The 18,800-nt window shown below is 73.8% G+C and carries 12 protein-coding genes; 2 read left to right on the forward strand and 10 right to left on the reverse strand.

Going from position 1 to position 18,800, the window contains the following annotated elements; translation table 11 throughout:
• The first annotated feature begins 288 nt into the window (after positions 1–288).
• Together AB0L29_RS34610 and AB0L29_RS34615 are read left to right on the forward strand one after the other, a co-directional pair.
• Positions 289–1,122: a DUF1206 domain-containing protein gene (locus AB0L29_RS34610; protein WP_365833186.1), complete on the forward strand. Its 834-nt coding sequence runs from the start codon at positions 289–291 to the stop codon at positions 1,120–1,122.
• A 28-nt stretch (positions 1,123–1,150) separates the two neighbouring features.
• On the forward strand, positions 1,151–1,582 hold the full coding sequence (locus AB0L29_RS34615; protein ID WP_365833188.1) for a hypothetical protein: 432 nt from the start codon (positions 1,151–1,153) through the stop codon (positions 1,580–1,582).
• A gap of 680 nt (positions 1,583–2,262) precedes the next feature.
• Here AB0L29_RS34615 and AB0L29_RS34620 read toward each other — a convergent pair.
• From AB0L29_RS34620 to AB0L29_RS34665, 10 genes are all read right to left on the reverse strand, one after another.
• Positions 2,263–4,503 (reverse strand): FUSC family protein, encoded by a 2,241-nt coding sequence (locus AB0L29_RS34620; protein WP_365833190.1) that lies wholly within the window; start codon positions 4,501–4,503, stop codon positions 2,263–2,265.
• Positions 4,504–4,582: 79 nt separating this feature from the next.
• On the reverse strand, positions 4,583–5,956 hold the full coding sequence (locus tag AB0L29_RS34625; RefSeq protein WP_365833192.1) for an NAD(P)/FAD-dependent oxidoreductase: 1,374 nt from the start codon (positions 5,954–5,956) through the stop codon (positions 4,583–4,585).
• A gap of 243 nt (positions 5,957–6,199) precedes the next feature.
• The gene (locus AB0L29_RS34630; RefSeq protein ID WP_365833194.1) at positions 6,200–7,945 is read right to left on the reverse strand and encodes a SpoIIE family protein phosphatase; all 1,746 of its coding nucleotides are present in this window, start codon (positions 7,943–7,945) and stop codon (positions 6,200–6,202) included.
• Positions 7,942–9,069, reverse strand: a complete 1,128-nt coding sequence (locus AB0L29_RS34635; protein ID WP_365833196.1) for an ATP-binding SpoIIE family protein phosphatase — start codon at positions 9,067–9,069, stop codon at positions 7,942–7,944. The genes AB0L29_RS34630 and AB0L29_RS34635 overlap by 4 nt, the downstream gene beginning before the upstream one ends.
• Entirely contained in the window at positions 9,069–9,509 is a 441-nt protein-coding gene (locus tag AB0L29_RS34640; RefSeq protein WP_365833198.1) for an anti-sigma regulatory factor, read from the reverse strand. The genes AB0L29_RS34635 and AB0L29_RS34640 overlap by 1 nt, the downstream gene beginning before the upstream one ends.
• A complete protein-coding gene (locus AB0L29_RS34645; protein ID WP_365833200.1) occupies positions 9,509–9,928 on the reverse strand; it encodes an STAS domain-containing protein in 420 nt (139 codons plus the stop codon). The genes AB0L29_RS34640 and AB0L29_RS34645 overlap by 1 nt, the downstream gene beginning before the upstream one ends.
• Entirely contained in the window at positions 9,925–10,821 is an 897-nt protein-coding gene (locus AB0L29_RS34650) for an STAS domain-containing protein (protein WP_365833202.1), read from the reverse strand. Before AB0L29_RS34650 ends, AB0L29_RS34645 begins: the two co-directional genes overlap by 4 nt.
• 222 nt (positions 10,822–11,043) lie before the next feature.
• The gene (locus AB0L29_RS34655) at positions 11,044–11,436 is read right to left on the reverse strand and encodes an STAS domain-containing protein (RefSeq protein WP_365833204.1); all 393 of its coding nucleotides are present in this window, start codon (positions 11,434–11,436) and stop codon (positions 11,044–11,046) included.
• 305 nt (positions 11,437–11,741) lie between these two features.
• On the reverse strand, positions 11,742–14,234 hold the full coding sequence (locus AB0L29_RS34660; protein WP_365833206.1) for a SpoIIE family protein phosphatase: 2,493 nt from the start codon (positions 14,232–14,234) through the stop codon (positions 11,742–11,744).
• A gap of 100 nt (positions 14,235–14,334) precedes the next feature.
• On the reverse strand, positions 14,335–18,615 hold the full coding sequence (locus AB0L29_RS34665) for a HAMP domain-containing protein (RefSeq protein ID WP_365833208.1): 4,281 nt from the start codon (positions 18,613–18,615) through the stop codon (positions 14,335–14,337).
• Between the last annotated feature and the right edge of the window lie 185 nt (positions 18,616–18,800).

An 18,800-nucleotide genomic window follows, 5' to 3' on the forward strand; every position in this document is an offset into this window, starting at 1 on the left:
GGCCCGGGCGCGCAGATCTGCGCGCCCGGGCCCGCAGCCGTCCACCGCTCCTCGCAGGCGGGGCATGCCGCGGAAGCGCTCCGGGCCGCCCGGCACGGACAGCGCGACGCGGCGGGCGCCCCGGCGGTCCGACGTCAGGATGCGGACGCGGCGCGCGTCGTAGTGGCCACCGCGCGCCCGGACGGGCCCGGGCGCCGCTCCGCCCCCTGGATGCCGGAGCCGCCCGTGCGGCCGCCGTGCCGGGTGTGTACGGGCCGAGCCGGGGCATCCGGTTGCCGGGAGGTTGAAATGAACACGGGTGCGCTGGTACGGGGGCGGGCCGGGGCCCGGCGGGCGGCGAACGGTTCGGTGGTGGAGGGTGCCGCGCGGGCGGGCTTCGCCGCACGGGGCGTCATCTACCTGCTGGTCGGAGTGCTGGCCCTGCAGATCGCCTTCGGCGACGGGAAGCACCAGGCGGACCGCGGTGGTGCCCTCGCCGAACTCTCCGGCAAGCCGTTCGGCGCCGTCCTGCTGTGGGCCCTGGGCATCGGGCTGGTCGGCATGGCCCTGTGGCGGCTGTCCGAGGCGCTGTTCGGCTCGGTCGGCCCGGACGGCCGCAGCGCGAGGAAACGCCTGATGGCGACGGGCCGCTGTGTGTTCTACGCGTTCGTCGCCTACTCCGTGCTGTCGTTCGCGGCGGACCGCCACGGCGAGGGCGGTTCGAGCGACCGCCAGTCCCGGGACGTCACGGCCCGGTTGCTGGAGGTGCCCGCCGGGCAGTGGCTGGTGGGCGCGGCCGGGGTCGCGATCGTCGCGGTGGGGGTGGGGATCGGCGTGCGGGCGGTCCGCCGCAAGTACCACGACAAGATGAAGCTCGGGCAGATGAGTTCCCGTACCCGGCGGCTGGTGGACGTGACGGGCGTCGCCGGAGGCGCGGCGCGCGGATTGGTGTTCGCCGCGGCGGGCGCCTTCGCCGTACGCGCCGCCGTCGACTACGAGCCCGACCGCGCCAAGGGGCTCGACGACACCCTGCGCGCCTTCGCCGACACCCCGCTCGGGCCGTGGCTGCTGGTCTGCGTCGCGGCCGGTCTGGTGCTGTTCGGCGTGTTCTCCTTCGCCATGGCCCGCTGGCGCAGGGTCTGAGGGGCGGGACGCGGGGAACACGGACCCCATGAGCGATTCCGAGATCCCGCCGGACGGCCGGCCCGTGGACGTCTACCTGGACCTCCTGCGCATCCGGATGGACACGGAGGACTACCGGCTCCTGCTGCGCGTGGTGGAGCCGGTGCTGCGCGCGATCGACGAGCAGCGCATGCCCGCCCTCGACTTCGCGCTGGACGGCGGGGAGAACGACGCCCTGCCCCAGGAGATCCGCGACGAGGCCGCCCTGGTCATCGCCACCGCCGTCACCGGCCGCCTCGACAACGAGGTGATCGAGATAGACGTCGACGACACCGGACCGGTCCGGGTGGTCACCGACGCGGCCACCGCCTCCGACCCGGCCCGCCTCGGCGAGATCGCCGACTACATCCGGGAACGGCACCGCCAGAACGAGGAACTGCGCGGCATAGCCGAGGTGAGCGGCCTGCCCACGGACTTCTGACCGGACGGGCGCGGCCGGCGCCCGGCCCGCCGCGGACGCGGGCCGCCCACCGGCGTGCGGCGCGGGACCGACGCGGGCGGCGCGCCCGCCACCACGGCCACGGGCAGTGCACGGGCCCCGGCCGCGGGAGGCGTGCGTTCCCGGCCCCCGGCCGCCACGAGCAAGGTCCGCCCACCGGCCCCCGCCGACGGACGTACGGACGCCCCCGGCCCTCGGTCGTGGACCGTCCGACGGCACCGGCCACCGGCGGGTGCGGACCGCCACCGGCCCCGGGCGGCGGAGTAGCGGACCGCCACCGGCCCCGGGCCGGCAGAGCAGCAGACCACCACCGGCCTCCGGCCGGCGAAGCAGCGGACCGCCACCGGCTCCCGGCTCCCGGCCCCCGGCCCCCGGTCGCGGACCGTTCGACGGCACCGGGCTACCGGTGGGTGCGGACCGCCACCGGCCCCGGGTCGGCAGAGCAGCAGACCACTACCGGCCTCCGGCCGGCGGAGCAGCGGACCGCCACCGGCTCCCGGCTCCCGGTCGCGGACCGTTCGACGGCACCGGGCTACCGGTGGGTGCGGACCGCCACCGGCCCCGGGCCGGCAGAGCAGCAGACCACTACCGGCCTCCGGCCGGCGGAGCAGCGGACCGCCACCGGCTCCCGGCCCCCGGTCGGCGCAGGCATCCGGCGCTCCTCACTCCCGCGGCGCCGCCACCGGCACCTCCAGCGGGCGGGCGAGACCTGTCACCGCCTCGTCCAGGCGCTCCAGATGCCGCAGGACCCGGTCGGTGACACGGCCGTAGCGCGGGGTGCCGACGACGCCGGACCCCAGCAGCGACGCGATGCTCGCCCCCGTCTCCACCTCGCCCGCCGCGTCCTCGCCGGCGACGCGCGCCGCGATCGTCCGGATGTTGCGCACCGTGCGCCGCGCCGCCCCGCGCAGGCGCGGGTCGGCCGCGATCGAGGGATGGCTGGGCAGCAGCTCGGCGGTCGCGGCCAGCGACCGCGCGTGGTACGCACAGGTCTCCAGCAGCGCGACGACGTACTGCGCCGTGCTGCGCCGGGTCCGCAGGGGCGTGACCGGGTGGGTGAGCGGCTGGACGGCCGCGCGCAGCTCGCCGAGGGCCTGGTCCAGATCGCGGGCCTTGTCCAGCAGGTCGTCCGCGGGCCCGCCACTGAGCTGTCCGACGGCGGCCTCGGCGACCGCGGCCAGCCGGCCCAGGACGGTGCCCAGCAGCTCGTTCGTACGGCGGTCGGTGTGCACCGGCAGGACCAGCGCCGCCGCGACCGCCCCGCACACCGCTCCCAGCGCCGTCTCCTCCACGCGCAGCACGAGCACGTCCAGGCTGTAGGTGTGCAGCAGGGTGTACAGCAGCCCCAGCATCGCGGTGACGAAGAACGACATGAGGGTGTAGGACAGCGGAGCCGTGTAGAACATGGCGAAGATCAGCAGCAGCACCAGCGCGAACGCCGTCCACGTGTGCCGGCCCACCAGCCCCGCCAGAACGATCCCGGCCACCACCCCGAACACCGTGCCCAGCAGCCGCCGGTAGCCCTTGACCAGGATCTCCCCGGTCGAGGCGGTGTTGAGGAACACGATCCAGCAGGTGAGCACCGCCCAGTACCAGCGCTGCGCGGACAGGAGCTCGCCGCCGACGATGGCCAGCGCCGACCCCACGGCGACCTGCACGGCCGCGCGCGTGGTCGGCCGGCGCAGCCCGGCGGGCTCCTCCTCCCGCCCGCCGTCCTCACCGGCGTCGATGGCGGCGTCCTCGGCGTCCATCTCCTCCCGCGAGCGGGCCGTCGCCGGTGTGTCGTCCGACTCGTCCTGCGCGCCGCCCAGGGCCATCCGCAGCCCCAGGACGGCGCGGGCGGCCTCGCCGATGCCCCGGAACACGTCCTGCACGGCGGGCGGGGCGGGCGGCAGGTTCTCCTCGTCGCGGTAGCCGAGCAGCCGGTTGCGCACATGGGACAGCGCCGTCCCGGCCTCCCCGAGCCGCACCACCAGCACGCGCAGCGCCGCCAGATCGCGCCGCAGCGTCGCGACCGCCTCGTCGGGCGCGGCCGGCCGGTCCACCGGGGGAGCGGGCGCGCCCGGCAGGTGCAGGACCAGGGTGTCCGCCCGTTCGGTGCCGCGCGCCGACAGCAGCAGCAGACCGAGCCGTTCGGCAGCGATCTCGGCGTCCGCGACGCGGCGCTGCACCAGCCGTGCCACGGACTCGTCGGGGGTGCCCTCCGCCAGCCGGGCCTGGATCATCAGGGCCGTCTCGTGCAGGCGCGCGGTGCCCTCGCGGACGTCCTCCAGCCGCTTGTCCACCTCGTCCGGGCCGGCGTCCAGCAGGGCGAGCTGCGCGGACACCAGTTGCGCCAGGCGGGCGCGGAACGCCTGGCGCAGCCGGTCGAGGACCCCGGCCGGCGACACCGGTACGACGGCGAAGCGCACCACGGCACTGCACGCGAACGCCACCGTGATCGCCCCGCACAGCGCGGGCAGCGCCGACGCGGTGGCGCCGACGAACAGGGACAGGAAGTAGACCTGGAAGCCGATCAGCCCCAGCGCGGTGCCCCGCTCGCCGAACCGGCGGCCGTAGACCGCGCAGAAGATGAGGACGACGAAGAAGACGTCACCGACGACGACCCGTGCGTTGAGCACCGTGCCCAGGGACACGGAGGCCAGCGCCACCGGCAGGCCCAGCGCCAGAGTCACCGCCTGCGCCGCGCGCTGCTTCTCCCGGATGGCGAAGGTGGCGGCCATCGCCGCCATGGCCCCCGCCACCAGATGGGTGACGTCGGTGCGCAGCACGGCGAGCACGGCCAGGGTGAGGGCGACGGCGCCCACCGTCCGCAGCCCGGCCGTCAGCCGCAGCAACCCGGGATCGGACGCGGCGACACGGTCCTTCAGCCGCGCCCGCACCGACCGTCCCGCTGTCCTCACGCCGCTCGCTCTCTCCCGCCGCGCACCCCGCCCGGTCCCCGGCACGCCGGGCCGGGAACCGGATCACCGTCTCGCCCGCTCAGTCCCGCAGCCCGGCTCCCCCGATGCGCGCCCGCACCTGCTCCGGCGTCAGGTAGGCGTCGGTGTACTCGAAGTCCTTGAGCTTGGCGGGCTTGCGGGCCTGGAAGCCCGTACGGACGAAGTCGTCGCCGGCGACCGCGTTGAGCAGCCAGTTCGTCATCACCCGCGTCTTGGCGACATTGGTGCGCAGCGCCGACCAGTGGTATCCGCGCGCGACGGCCTGGGCGGGCAGGCCGCGCAGCTCGACGCCCAGCGGCTTGGAGACCGCGTCCTTGCCGCCGAGGTCGACGACGAGCCCGAGGTCCTTGTGGACGTACGGCCGCATCGGCCGGCCGCGCAGCGTCGCGATGACGTTGTCGGCGACGTGCCTGCCCTGCCGCATGGCGTGCTGGGCGGTGGGCGGGCAGACGGCGCCCTCCTGGCCCTTGGCCAGGTCCGGCACCGCGGCGCAGTCGCCGAGCGCGAACACCCCGTCGTGGCCCGGCAGGCACATCTCCGCGGTGACCGCGAGCCGCCCCTTGACGGTCTCGGCGCCGAGGGTGGCCATGAGGGGGCTGGCGACGACGCCGGCGGTCCAGATCAGGGTGCGGGTGGGGATCACCCGGCCGTCGGTGAAGGTGACCTCCTCGGGGCCCGCCTTCTCGATGGAGACGCCCAGCGAGACCTCGATGCCCCGCCGGCGCAGGATCTCCTGCGCGCTGCGCCCGAGCTTCTCGCCCAGCTCCGGCATCAGCTTCGGCGCGATGTCGATCAGGTGCCACTTGATCAGGCCGGGGTCCAGCCGCGGGTAGCGCTTGACGGCGGCGTGCGTCAGGCGCTGCAGACAGGCCGCGGTCTCGGTGCCCGCGTAGCCGCCGCCGACCACCACGAACTGCAGCCGCGAGGCCCGCTCGGCCGGGTCCTGGCTGGCGTCGGCCAGGTCGAGCTGGGAGATGACGTGGTCGCGGATGTAGGCGGCCTCGGCGAGCGTCTTCATCCCGAAGGCGTGGTCGGTGAGCCCGGGGATGTCGAAGGTGCGGGTGACGCTGCCGGGGGCCAGCACGATGTAGTCGTACGGCTCGTTGACGATCTTGTCGGTGATGGTGCGGACGACGCAGACCTTGGACTTCAGGTCCACGCCGATCGCACCGCCCGGGATGATCCGGGTGCGGTACTTCTCGCTGCGGCGCAGGGACACGGCGATCGACTGCGGCGTCAGCACGCCGGAGGCGACCTGGGGCAGCAGCGGCAGGTAGAGCTGGTAGGCGAACGGCGTCACCAGCGTGACGTCGGCCTCGCCCGGGGGAAGTTTCCGTTCCAGGCGGCGGACGCACTCCACGCCGGCGAAGCCTGCGCCAACCACCAGGATCCTGGGTCGTGTCACGGTGTTCATCCCTTTCTGCGGCTCCAGGCGGTCTGCCTCAACGCCTTTCGCCTGCCCCTGGATCGCGGCTTCGCACCCCTTGATCCCACCGCGTCCGCGGCCGGTGCGCCAGCCGGACGCGGCAGTCAGACGAACGCGTCGATCACCACGATGCTCCTCCCGTGGCCGAAAAGCACCAGGGAGATGGCAGGAAGACACCGGGGAGGGGAGGAAGACGCCGGGAGAGGGGGCGCGTGCACCGCCCGGCCCGGCTCAGGCCGGCTGTCCGGCCACCGGATCCGCCGCCCCGTCCCGCAGGTGGCACAGCAACAGGCAGACGTCGTCGTCGCGTTCGGAGTCGCTCAGCAGCGGACGCAGGATCCGGTCCGCCGCGTCCTCCAGGTCCGTGCCGAGCTCCGCCGGACCGAACCCGCCGAGCGCCGCCGCCAGCCGTTCGATACCCGGGTCTATGCCCTGGGCGCGCCGCTCCACCAGCCCGTCCGTGTACAGGGCCAGCGTGGAACCGGGCGTCAGGCGCACCGTGTGGTCGGCGATCTCCTGCGTCAGCGGAATGCCGAGCATGGCGCCGGGCTTGGCGTCCAGCACGTGCACCCGCCCGTCGGCGGTGCGCAGCACCGGCGGCGGATGACCCGCTGCGGCCCACGTCAGCGTGGGGTCGTCGGGGTGGAACCGGGCGATGACCGCGGTGGCGTACAGATCCGGCTGCAGATGGTGCAGGAACGTGTGCAGCCGGGTCAGCAGCCGGCCGGGGCTGCCGCCGTCGACGGCGTACGCGCGCAGCGCGGTGCGCAGCTGGCTCATCATCACGGCCGCGTGCAGACCGTGTCCCGTCACGTCGCCGACGACGGTGATCAGACCACCGTCCGGCTGGCGGAAGGCGTCGTACCAGTCACCGCCGATGTTCAGCCCGTGCGTGGCGGGCAGGTAGCGCGCGGCCAGGCACAGGTCCGGCGTGGCCGGCAGGTCCGTGAGCAGGGCGCGCTGCAGCGTCTCGGCGATGTCGCGGTTGTGCTCGAAGCGCCGGGCGTTGTCGATGGCGATGCTGGCCCGCCGGGTGAGCTCGATCAGCATCACCGCGTCGTCCGGGTCCCAGCGCTCGCCCGGCGGCGACAGCGTCAGCACGCCCAGCGGCGCACGCCGCGTCGGCAGCGGGATGCACAGCAGCGGCCGCCCCGGGTCCAGCGCCGAGGGCGGCTGGTCGTCGACGCCGGGCAGGCCGCCGGGGTGGTCCGCGGCGTACTGCGGCCGTCCGGTACGGGCCGCGACCACGGCGGCGGCCGGGTGGGGCGTGGTCCGGTACTTGCCGTCGTCGTGGTCGAACAGCCAGACGTCGACGCTGCGGGCGTACTCGGGCACCAGCAGGTCCGGCAGCCGCCGCACGATCTCGTCGTGGTTGAGGGAGGCCGTCAGCACGGCGCTGGCGTCCGCGAGGAACGTCAGCCGGCGCCGGGCGTTCTCCGCCTCGGTACGCGCCCGGCGCTCGGCGGCGAACGCCTCCCGCTGGGCCCGCCCGGCGGCGTCCAGTTCGGCGTGCAGCGCGAGGACGCCCTGGTTGGTCTGGTGCAGCTCCTCCCGGTGGAAGGCGACCAGCTTCTCCTGCTCGGTGAGCTTGTCCAGGATCACGGCCGTGTCCTCGTCGGCGCCCAGCAGCGCCTGTGCCAGCGCGTCGGTGCCGTCCGGGACGACGTCGGCGTCGGACGCCGGGGCCGCCTCGGGACAGGGCACCGTCAGCTCCCACGGCGGCTCCCCGGCCGCGCACGCCTCCGCCGGCGGCGTCACCACGACGTGCAGCCGGCCCTCCCGGCGGGAGCCGGCCGCCTGCAGGCTGAGCAGCCAGGTGCCGCCCTTGGTGAGGCACTGCCGCAGGTGGGAGCTGAGCGTGACGGCCAGGCGGCTGCGCTCGACGGTGGGCACACCGTGCGCGGCGGCCAGGCGGGCGAGGGCGATGCGGGCCTGTGCCGCGTCGATGGCGGTGGTGATCTGCCAAGTGCGCTTCATGGGCGGTCCGGCGGGGTCGGGGTCAGCACGGCCACGGCGGTGTCGTCCCGCACGGGGCGTGCGGGACTGCTGGCGTCGCGTATCGTCACGGCGGCCGTCACGGCCGGGTCCGCGGCCAGCAGGCCGGGGTCCGAGGACGGGGTCCACCGGCTGGGCAGTCCGTCGGTGTGCAGGATCAGCAGCCGGTCGTCCGCCCAGGCGACCTCCTCCTCGCGCAGCGTGGCCGGCCGGTGCGCGCCGACGATGCCGGGCCGGGACAGCAGGGAGCGCCAGGTGCCGCCCTCGCGCAGCCGCGCCCCGACGTTCCCGACGCCGGCGAACCGCAGCCGCCCGGCACGCGTGTCGAGCTGGGCCACGGCGACGGCCGCGCCCCGTGTGCCGCTCAGGGCGCGGTGGAGCCGCCGCAGCGACTCGGCGGGCGTGAGATGGGCCGCCTCCCGCACCCCCTGGACGGCGGCCTGGGAGGCGCGCGCCGCCTCGGGGCCGTGGCCCAGGCCGTCGGCCAGCATCAGCGTCAGCCGGTCCTCGGCCCGTACCCACGCCCACGCGTCGCCCGAGTACGCGGCCCCCGCGTACGGGATGTTGACACCGCCGGCCCGTACGCCGAACGAGGTCCCGCGGGGATCCGGGCCGCCTCCGGTCACGCCGTCGGCCGGCGCCGCGCCGGTCCGCGCCCCGGCGGGCGCGGCCCCGGCCCGCGGCACACCGCCGACGCGGGCCACCGCCACCGTCCCCCGGCCGGGGGTGCTGTGCAGGCCGAAGTCGTCGGCGAGGCGCCGGCAGGTGCCCAGACCGGCACCGAGCGAGTGGGCCGTGGAGAACCCGTCGCGCAGTGCGGCGGACATGTCGGGGATCCCCGGGCCGTGGTCGAGGGCGGCGATCTGCACGACCCTGGCCTCGTCCCGGCCGTCCCGGAGGGCGGCGGGCGGGGCCACGACGTCGATGAGGATCTGACCGCCTTCCGCGTGCTTGAGCAGGTTGGTGGCCAGCTCGGTCGCGACCAGCGCGGCGGCCGCCTTGCGCCGCTCGTCGAGCCCGGCCGTGGCGGCCGCGTCCTCCACGGCCACCCGGGCGTCCCGCACCCGGGTGGAGTCGTGGACCGGGACGTCCCACACGCGCGGCATCACGTCTCCTCGCGCGGACGCGGCGGCAGGCCCACCCACGATGTCGCCCGCACGGTGGTCCCGGCCCCCGGAGTGCTGTCGATGGCGAACTCGTGCACCAGGCGCCGCGCGCCGCCCAGGCCCATCCCCAGGCCGTCGCCGGAGGTGTAGCCGTCGGTGAGCGCCCGCTCCAGGTCCGGGATGCCCGGCCCCTGGTCGGTGAAGGTCAGCCGGAGCCCGTGCACGCCCCCGCTGGTGACGTGGGCCGCCTCCATCTGGCCGCCCCCGCCGTGCACGAGGGTGTTGCGGGCCAGCTCGCTGGCCGCCGTGACCAGTTTGGTCTGGTCCACGAGGCCGAAGCCGAGCAGGGCGGCGGCCTGCCGCACATGCTGGCGCACCCACACCAGGTCCATGTCCGACCGGATGGGCAGGCAGGCCTCGACGCCCGCGGCAGTGTGCATCACGGACTCTCCTGGCGCAGGCCGCCGGAGCGGGAGGTCGGGCTGTGCCGCGTGAGGAGCTCCATGGCCGCCTCGGTGCTGAGCGCCGTGCTCAGCCCCGGAAGCGTCAGGCCGAGTTCCACCAGGGTGATGGCCACGGCGGGCCGCATGCCCGCCACCACGGTCCGCGCGGCCAGCAGCTTCGCCTGCGCCGCGATCTCGGCCAGCACCCGCCCGAGGAAGGAGTCGACGATCTCCACGCCGGAGATGTCGATGAGGACACTGCGGACCCCCGTGCGGGAGATGGTCTCGGCGAGGTCCTGCTGGAGCTGCTGGGCCGTGCTGTCGTGCAGGTCCCCCTGGAGGGTGACCAGCAGGACGTCGCCGATCCGCAGGACCGGGACGTGCCCGGGCACAGGGACGGGAAACGCGTCGCTCACCGCTGCCCCGCACCGCCCGGCGACACGTTCACGATGTCGGTGCCGAGCTGGTGCAGCGCGTACGCCAGGGCGTCGGCGAGGTTCGCCCGGGTGAGCACGTCCAGGTCCAGGCCGAGATGGACGATGGTCTGCGCGATCGCGGGACGGATGCCGGAGACGATGCACTCCGCGCCCATCAGCCGGGTCGCCGCCACCGTCTTCATCAGGTGCTGGGCGACCAGGGAGTCGACCGTCGGCACCCCGGTGATGTCGAGGATCGCGAAACGGGCGTGCTCGTCGACGACGGCGTTCAGCAGCGTCTCCATCACGACCTGGCTGCGGGCGCTGTCCAGCGTCCCGATCAGCGGCACGGCGACGACGCCGTCCCACAGCCGGATGACGGGCGTGGCCACCTCCAGCAGCTGCAGGCGCTGCCGGTCGATCAGCGCCTGGTTCTCGCTCAGCGCCGTCTGCATGGCCACCAGCCGCAGGGTGCCCATCAGCACCGTCAGCACGGTCGAACACTCCCGCAGGTGTTCGGGCGGCGCCTCGGCCAGGTCGGCGACCAGGAGGTTCTCCGCCGGCGGCCGCAGGGCCGCCAGCTCCCTCGACATCTGCGTCATGGACAGTCCCGCGCGGGAGCGGGCCACACCCATCCGGGCCAGCTGCTCGCGCACCCCGCTGAACCCGGCGGCGTCCGGGTCCTCCACCGTGCCCGCGTCGGCGACCTGGGCCAGCGCGTCGACGACGACCTTGCCCGCCTCCACCGCCTCGTCCCGCGAGACGGTGAACACGGTGCGGAACAGGGGCTCGTCCGCCCACCTCTGGGCGATCTGCTCACGGCGGCGGCGCAGGAAGTCCCTGACCTCGTGCGCCGGCGTTCCGGACAATCCCTCCGCTTCGTGCTCCGGCACCTGTTTCTCTCCTCATCGTCGTTGCATCGCACCGAGCCCGCTGGAGGCAACGAGACGGCGACATGACTCTTGCCGGGCGACAACTCTAACCATGCGCCGATCTCGTACGACACCTCGTCCCGCACAAGCGGTCCCGGTCGGGGGGCGGACCGGCCGGCCGCCTCCGCGGCGCATGTACGACGGGGGAACGAAGGTGCGGTCCGCGGCCCGCGGGGCAACCGCTCAGCCCTCCGGGGCCTCCTGGACGGGCGGCTGCCCGTCGACCCGCTCGAGTGCCTCCTCGACGCTCTCGGAGACCGGGACCGTGATGCTCACGCCCGTCAGGTCCAGGATGCGGCGCACGGCGGGGGTGGGGGAGATGATGTGCACGCTCCCCGGCAGCTCGCGGGCCTCCTGGTACACGCGCAAGATGATGTTCATGCCGGACGAGTCCATGAACGGCACCGCCGACAGGTCCAGCAGGAAGTGCCGCCGGCCGTGGTGGAGCTGGTTGGCCAGGTGGTGCTGGAACTCCGTGGCGGTGTCGACGTCCAGGTACCCCTCCACCTTGAGCAGCGCGACGTCGTCCCGGGGCAGGGTCACCTCGACGGACAGAGGATCTTGGGCGATGGGCACGTGTACCTCCCACAAGTGCTGACGGCCAGGGGTGCTTACCCCCGTGTGCGACTTCGATGCGCTCCGTTTCCGGAGGCGTTCGGTGATCAAGCTCTCATCGACGCCGAGGTGCGAGGACGTCTCTTCACCGTGCGGCGGTGAGGACTGCCGCGGCTGCCGAATCCCATGTTCTCTGCCCCTTACCTGTGGACGGTGTGTCCCACCGCGCAGCCGCGCCTACCCCCGAATCCCCTTCCCATGCCTGGCACGGCCGGCGCACCGTCCGTCACTCCTCCACCGGTGGGGCACCGGCGGCACCGCGCGCGTCACCCGACCTGGATGCCCACGATGCAGGTGTCGTCGTCCGTGTCCGACCTGCTGTAGGTGAGCAGGCGGTCCAGGCGCTGGTCCAGGCTGCTGGGCGCGGTGCCCACGGTGCTCAGCAGCTGGTTCAGCGACTCCTCCACGGAGCGGTCGCGGCGCTCGATCAGACCGTCGGTGTACATCAGCAGGGTGTCCTGGGCGCTCAGCTGGACCTCGGTCTCCTCGTACCCGGCCTCGGGCACGGCGCCCAGCAGCATGCCCCTGACCAGGGGCAGGGGAGCCGCCTGGGTGCCCCGGACCAGTACGGGCGGCAGATGGCCCGCCCTGGCCCAGCGCAGGGTGCGCCGTTCCGGGTCGTACAGGGCGCACACCGCCGTGGCCGTGACCGCGCCCGTCAGGTGGTGGGCCACGATGTTCAGCCACGACAGCAGCTGGCCCGGCCCGGCCCCGGTGACGGCCAGGCCGCGCAGCGCGTTGCGCAGGACCACCATGCTGGTGGCGGCCTCGATGCCGTGGCCGGCCACGTCGCCCACGCACAGCAGCACCATCCCGGACGGCAGGACGACGGCGTCGTACCAGTCACCGCCCACCAGCTGCTCGGTCTCCGCGGGCCGGTAGCGCACGGCCACGTGGAGACCGGGCACCTGCAGCGGCGCCTGGGTGGGCGGCATGATGGCGTGCTGCAGCTGCAGGGCCAGCCGGTCGCGTTCACTGGCGTGCTGTTCGGTGTGCGCCAGCTGGTCGCGGGTGGCGGCGAGCGCCACCTCGGTCCAGTGCTGCGCGGAGATGTCCTGGTAGGCCCCGCGGACGGCGAGCAGCCGGTCGCCGGTGTCCAGGACCGGTTCGGCCACCACCCGGATGTGCCGCGTCACCCCGTCGGGCCGCTGCAGCCGGAAGGCCGCCGAGGCCGGCCGCCGGTGGTGCAGCAGCGTCCGCAGGAACCGCCGGATGGTGCCCGCGTCGTCCGGGTGGGCATGGGCCGGCAGCTCCTCCAGGGGCACGGGGGTGCTCGACTGCGGGCGGCCGTAGAGGTCGAACAGCTGCCCGTTCCAGGTGATCTCCCCGGTCAGCAGGTTCTCCTCGAAACCGCCGATCCGGCCCAGGCGCTGGGCGTGCTGCAGCAGGCTCGCCAGCCGTGCCGTCTCGTCCTCGATGCGCCAGATCAGGAGGATCCCGGCACCGTGCCGGCTGATGCTGATGTCCGCGACCGCCGAGAGCGGGACCTGGTCGACGAGGGCGGTCAGGTGCATCCGCTGGGTCCTGAACGGCTCGCCCGTGGCGTACACCCGCTCGATGCGCTGGAACAGCTCGCTGTCCCCGGCGGCCATCGGGTAGGCCTCCAGCAGCAGCGCGCCGTTGACCACCGCGCGTGGCCGCCCGGCGGGGTCCAGGAACCGGTTGTTGACGTGCTGGATGCGGAAGTCCACCAGGTTCCCGGCGGCGTCCAGGTGCGGCACCAGGACCAGGGCGGGGTCGTACAGCCCGTCGGCCAGGTCCATCAGCTCCGCGGCGTCCGGCAGGAGGCGCGGCTCCTGCGCGGGGCCGTGCGGCAGCGTGTACGACTCCAGCGTGTGGGCGCACAGCTCGGCCAGGGCCTCCACCTGGCGGACGATCTGCGGAGGCTGCGGGGCCACGGGCGCGGGCCAGACGATCTCCAGCACGCCGTGCACGCGCCCCCCGGTGCCGGCGGGCACGGCCGCCCTGCCGCCGTCCGGGTGCTGGTGACGGCCGATGGTGGGCATCCCGGTGCTCGCGAGGGACGTGATCCAGTGCCCCTCGCGCTCGGTGAGGCCGCACCGGGCCACCGTCGTCACGTCCGGCGGCACGTAGTGCCAGCGCGCGGCCTCCGCCGGGGAGAACCCCGCGCTGCCCGCCAGGGTGAGGGAGCCGTCCGAACCGGCGGCCCAGATGGCCACCGCCACCGCGCCCAGCGGGCGCAGCGCCTGCTCCAGCAGGGCGTCGGCGACGGCCTGGGTGTCGTTGGCGGCCAGCGCGCCGCTCTCGGCCGCGCGCAGGCGCACGGCGGCCGACTCGCCCTGCGCCTCCTCGGCGGCCTTGGTGGCGGCCAGGAACGCGTCCGTCACCTCCGACATCCGGTCCTGGGCGGCCTGGTTGATGACCTCGACCGCGAACTCCAGCTGGGTCATGCCGGCCTGCTCGGCCAGCTCGGCGAGCTGCCGGGCGGCCTGCGCCGGGCCGCACTGGAGGCGCTCGACGAGGATGCCCTTGGCGAGTTCGATCAGGGCGCGCCCCTCGGCCTCCGCCTGGGCCGCCCGCACCTCGCGGCTGAGCCGCTCCACCGTGGCCGCCAGCCTCCCCACGGGCGAGGCGGTGGAGACGCCCGCGAGATCCCCCGCCGGGAGGGCCGGTTCGAGCTGGGGCCAGTCGGTTTCCGGGTCGGCGGAGGCGAGCTCCGGCCGGCCGGTTTCCGGGTCGGCGGAGGCGAGCCGCGGCTCGTCACGGTCCGGTTCGCGCGGGTGCTCGGAGATGCTCACGGTGGGAATGCTCCTCGGCTGGAGGGCCCTGGGGCGTGGGGGGTCGGACACCGGCCGCCGGCCGGCCCGCGGGTGAGCGGGACGGACGGCGTCGATGCCCTCATGCGGGCAGCCAGCGCCGGACGCAGGCGATCAGGTCCTGGGTGTCGACCGGCTTGGTGACGTAGTCGCTGGCGCCCGACGCGAGGCTCTTCTCCCGGTCCCCCGGCATCGCCTTCGCAGTCACGGCGATGATGGGCAACTCGGCGTACTGCGGCATCTTGCGGATCTCGGCCGTCGCCGTGTACCCGTCCATCTCCGGCATCATCACGTCCATCAGTACCAGCGCGATGTCCGGGTTGTTCACCAGGGTCTCGATGCCCTTGCGGCCGTTCTCCGCGTGCAGCACGCGGAAGCCGTGCAGTTCCAGGATGCCGCTGAGCGCGAAGAGGTTGCGCGCGTCGTCGTCGACGACGAGTACCGTGCGGCCGGCGAGCGAGTCGTCGACCGGGTGCGGCACGAGACGCTGCGGCTCCTCCGGGCGGACCAGGGACAGCACGTCGCCGGGCTCCTCGGCCGACAGGTGCAGGGCGATGCGCTCGCGCAGTTCGTCGAGGCTGGAGAGGAACTCCAGCGCCCCGCCCTCCGCCCGTGAGCGCAGCGCCTCCTCCGTCGCCAGGTCCGTACGGTGCCCGCTGTGCACGAGCACCGGGACGCTCGCGAGCGCGGAGTCGCCCCGCAGGGCGTCCAGGAACCGGGACGCCTCGCCGTCCGGCGCGCTCAGCTCCAGGACGACGCAGTGGCACGGCGCCGCGGCCAGCGCGCCGGCCGCCTCCTGGGCCCCGACGGCGGTGATGATGTCGACCGGCGGCCGCACGCCGTCGTCCCGGCCGTGCGCCAGGTCCGTGACCACGCTCTCGGCGACCAGGGTCAGCAGGCCGCGGGGCCGCTCCTCGACCACGAGCAGGCGCCGGGGACGCTCCCCTGACCCGGACCCGGGCTCCAGCGCCGGCGGCTGCTGGTACGGCTCCTCGGAGAGCGGTTCGGCCGAGGCGGCCGCCCGCTCGGGGGCGCGGCTGCGGCCGATGAGCTCCTCGAAGTCGGGCCGGGCCACGGGCAGGAAGAGGGTGAACGTGCTGCCCTGCCCCGGTGTGCTGTCCACCGTGACGGCGCCGCCGAGCAGGTGGGCGATCTCCCGGGTGATGGACAGGCCGAGGCCGGTGCCGCCGTACTTGCGGCTGGTCGTGCCGTCCGCCTGCTGGAAGGCTCCGAAGATCGTCTCCAGGTGCTGTTCGGGGATGCCGATGCCGGTGTCCTTCACCCGGAAGGCCACGATGGTCCCGCCCCGCACGACGCCCTCGGGGACCTCCTCGTCCACGGCGGGCTCGATCCGCAGCTCCACGCTGCCCCGCTCGGTGAACTTCACCGCGTTGGACAGCAGGTTGCGCAGCACCTGCCGCAGCCGGGAGTCGTCGGTGAGCAGGTCCGCCGGCGCCCCGGGCGCGGTGGTCACCGTGAAGTCGAGGCTCTTCTGCATCGTCATCGGCCGGAAGGTGGCCTCGACGTAGTCGATCAGCTGCCGCAGCGCGACCCGCTCGGGGCTGACGTCCATCTTCCCGGCCTCGACCTTCGACAGGTCGAGGATGTCGTTGATCAGCTGCAGCAGGTCCGAACCCGCGGAGTGGATGATCTGCGCGTACTCGACCTGCTTGGGGGTGAGGTTGCGCGAGGGGTTCTGGGCGAGCAGCTGGGCGAGGATGAGCAGGCTGTTGAGCGGGGTGCGCAGCTCGTGGCTCATGTTGGCCAGGAACTCCGACTTGTACTTGGAGGCCAGCGACAGCTGCTGGGCGCGGGCCTCCAGCTCCTGCCGCGCCTGCTCGATCTGCAGGTTCTTCGCCTCGATGTCCCGGTTCTGCGCGACCAGCAGCGAGGCCTTCTCCTCCAGCTCGGCGTTGGAGCGCTGCAGCTCCTCCTGCTGGACCTGGAGCTCCGCGGAGCGGGCCTGGAGCTCGGCGGTCAGGCGCTGCGACTCGACCAGGAGCTCGTCGGTGCGGGCGTTGGCGACGATGGTGTTGACGTTGACGCCGATGGTCTCCATCACCTGTTCGAGGAAGTCCCGGTGGATCTGCGTGAACGGGGTCACCGAGGCCAGCTCGATGACGCCGAGCACCTGCCCCTCGACCACGATGGGCAGCAGCACCAGGGTGGTCGGCACGACCTGGCCGAGCCCCGAGGAGATGGTCACGTAGTCCGGCGGCAGTTCGTCCACGGTGATGGCACGCCGGCTGCGGGCGGCCTGGCCGACCAGGGTGCGGCCGAAGGGGATGCGGGTGGGCCGCGTGCTGTCGTCGGGGTAGCCGTAGGAGCCGACGAGCCGCAGCTCGGGGCCCTCGTCGCCGTCCTCGGCCAGGTAGAAGGCCCCGTACTGGGCCGCCACCAGGGGCACCAGCTCGTCCATGATCAGTTCGGCGACCACGGGCAGGTCCCGGTGGCCCTGCATCAGGCCGGAGATCCGGGCGAGGTTGGTCTTGAGCCAGTCCTGCTCCTGGTTGGCCCGGGTGGTCTCGCGCAGGGACTCCACCATGGAGTTGATGTTGTCCTTGAGCTCGGCGACCTCGCCGGACGCCTCCACGTTGATCGAGCGCGTCAGATCGCCCTCGGCGACGGCGCTGGTGACCTCGGCGATCGCCCGGACCTGCCGGGTCAGGTTCCCGGCCAGCTCGTTGACGTTCTCCGTCAGCCGCTTCCAGGTGCCCGAGACGCCCTCCACCTCGGCCTGGCCGCCGAGGCGTCCCTCGGTGCCGACCTCGCGGGCGACGCGGGTGACCTCGTCGGCGAAGGCGGAGAGCTGGTCGACCATCGTGTTGATGGTCGTCTTCAGCTCCAGGATCTCGCCGCGCGCGTCGACGTCGATCTTCTTCGACAGGTCGCCCCTGGCGACGGCGGTCGTCACCAGCGCGATGTTGCGCACCTGGCCGGTGAGGTTGTTGGCCATCGAGTTGACGTTGTCGGTGAGGTCCTTCCACGTGCCCGCGACGTTCGGCACGTGCGCCTGGCCGCCGAGGCGTCCCTCGGTGCCGACCTCGCGGGCCACCCGGGTGACCTCGTCGGCGAACGCCGACAGCGTGTCGACCATGGTGTTGATGACCTCGGCGAGCGCCGCGACCTCACCCGCGGCCTCGACGGTGATCCGCTGCGACAGATCGCCGCGGGCCACCGCGGTGGCGACCTGGGCGATGGAGCGGACCTGGCCGGTGAGGTTCGACGCCATCACGTTGACGTTGTCGGTGAGGTCCTTCCAGGTACCGGAGACCCCCCGCACCTGGGCCTGGCCGCCGAGGCGTCCTTCGGTGCCGACCTCGCGGGCGACGCGGGTGACCTCGTCGGCGAAGGCGGAGAGCTGGTCGACCATCGTGTTGATGGTGTTCTTCAGTTCGAGGATCTCGCCGCGGGCGTCGACGGTGATCTTCTGGGAGAGGTCGCCCTTGGCCACCGCGGTGGCCACCAGGGCGATGTTGCGGACCTGGCCGGTGAGGTTGCCCGCCATGAAGTTCACGGAGTCGGTCAGGTCGCGCCAGGTGCCCTTGACGCCCTTGACGTCCGCCTGGCCGCCGAGGCGTCCCTCGGTGCCGACCTCGCGGGCGACGCGGGTGACCTCGTCGGCGAAGGCGGAGAGCTGGTCGACCATCGTGTTGATGGTGCTCTTGAGTTCGAGGATCTCGCCGCGGGCGTCGACGGTGATCTTCTGGGAGAGGTCGCCCTGGGCCACCGCGGTGGTGACCTGGGCGATGGAGCGGACCTGGCTGGTGAGGTTGCCCGCCATGTGGTTCACGGAGTCGGTCAGGTCGCGCCAGACGCCTGCGACACCCGGCACCTGGGCCTGGCCGCCGAGGCGTCCTTCGCTGCCGACCTCGCGGGCGACGCGGGTGACCTCGTCGGCGAAGGCGGAGAGCTGGTCGACCATCGTGTTGACGGTCTCCTTCAGCTGCAGGATCTCGCCCCGGGCCGGCACGTCGATCTTCTGGGAGAGGTCGCCCTTGGCCACCGCGGTGGCCACCTGGGCGATGTCGCGGACCTGCGTGGTCAGGTTGCCCGCCATGGCGTTGACCGAGTCGGTCAGGTCCGCCCAGGTGCCCGAGACCCCCGGCACCTGGGCCTGCCCGCCGAGCGTGCCCTCGGTGCCGACCTCGCGGGCCACCCGGGTGACCTCGGAGGTGAACACGGACAGCTGGTCGACCATGCCGTTGAAGACCTTGGCGATGTCGCCCATCAGACCGTCGGCGTCGTCGGGCAGGCGGGTGCCGAAGTCCCCGTCCCGCACGGCCGTCAGGCCCGCCAGGAGCCGCCGCAGCTCCTGGTCCCCCGGCACCGCATCGGTGACCCCGGTGCTGTTGCTGGTCATGCGTACCCTCGTTCCGCTCCCCAGGAGTCCTCGTGGCCGAGAACTCGGAACCCCATTGGACCGCTGCCCGGCCCGGCTGTGTGCATTTCCGCAGTTCACGGATCTGCGAGATGAGAAATACGCCGCAGGCTAACCCACGTGCCGGGTGCGGAACAAAGCCTGGCGGCCACCTTCGGCTCCCCGCG

It is taken from the genome of Streptomyces sp. NPDC052701, assembly GCF_040678355.1.
Lineage (GTDB): Bacteria > Actinomycetota > Actinomycetes > Streptomycetales > Streptomycetaceae > Streptomyces.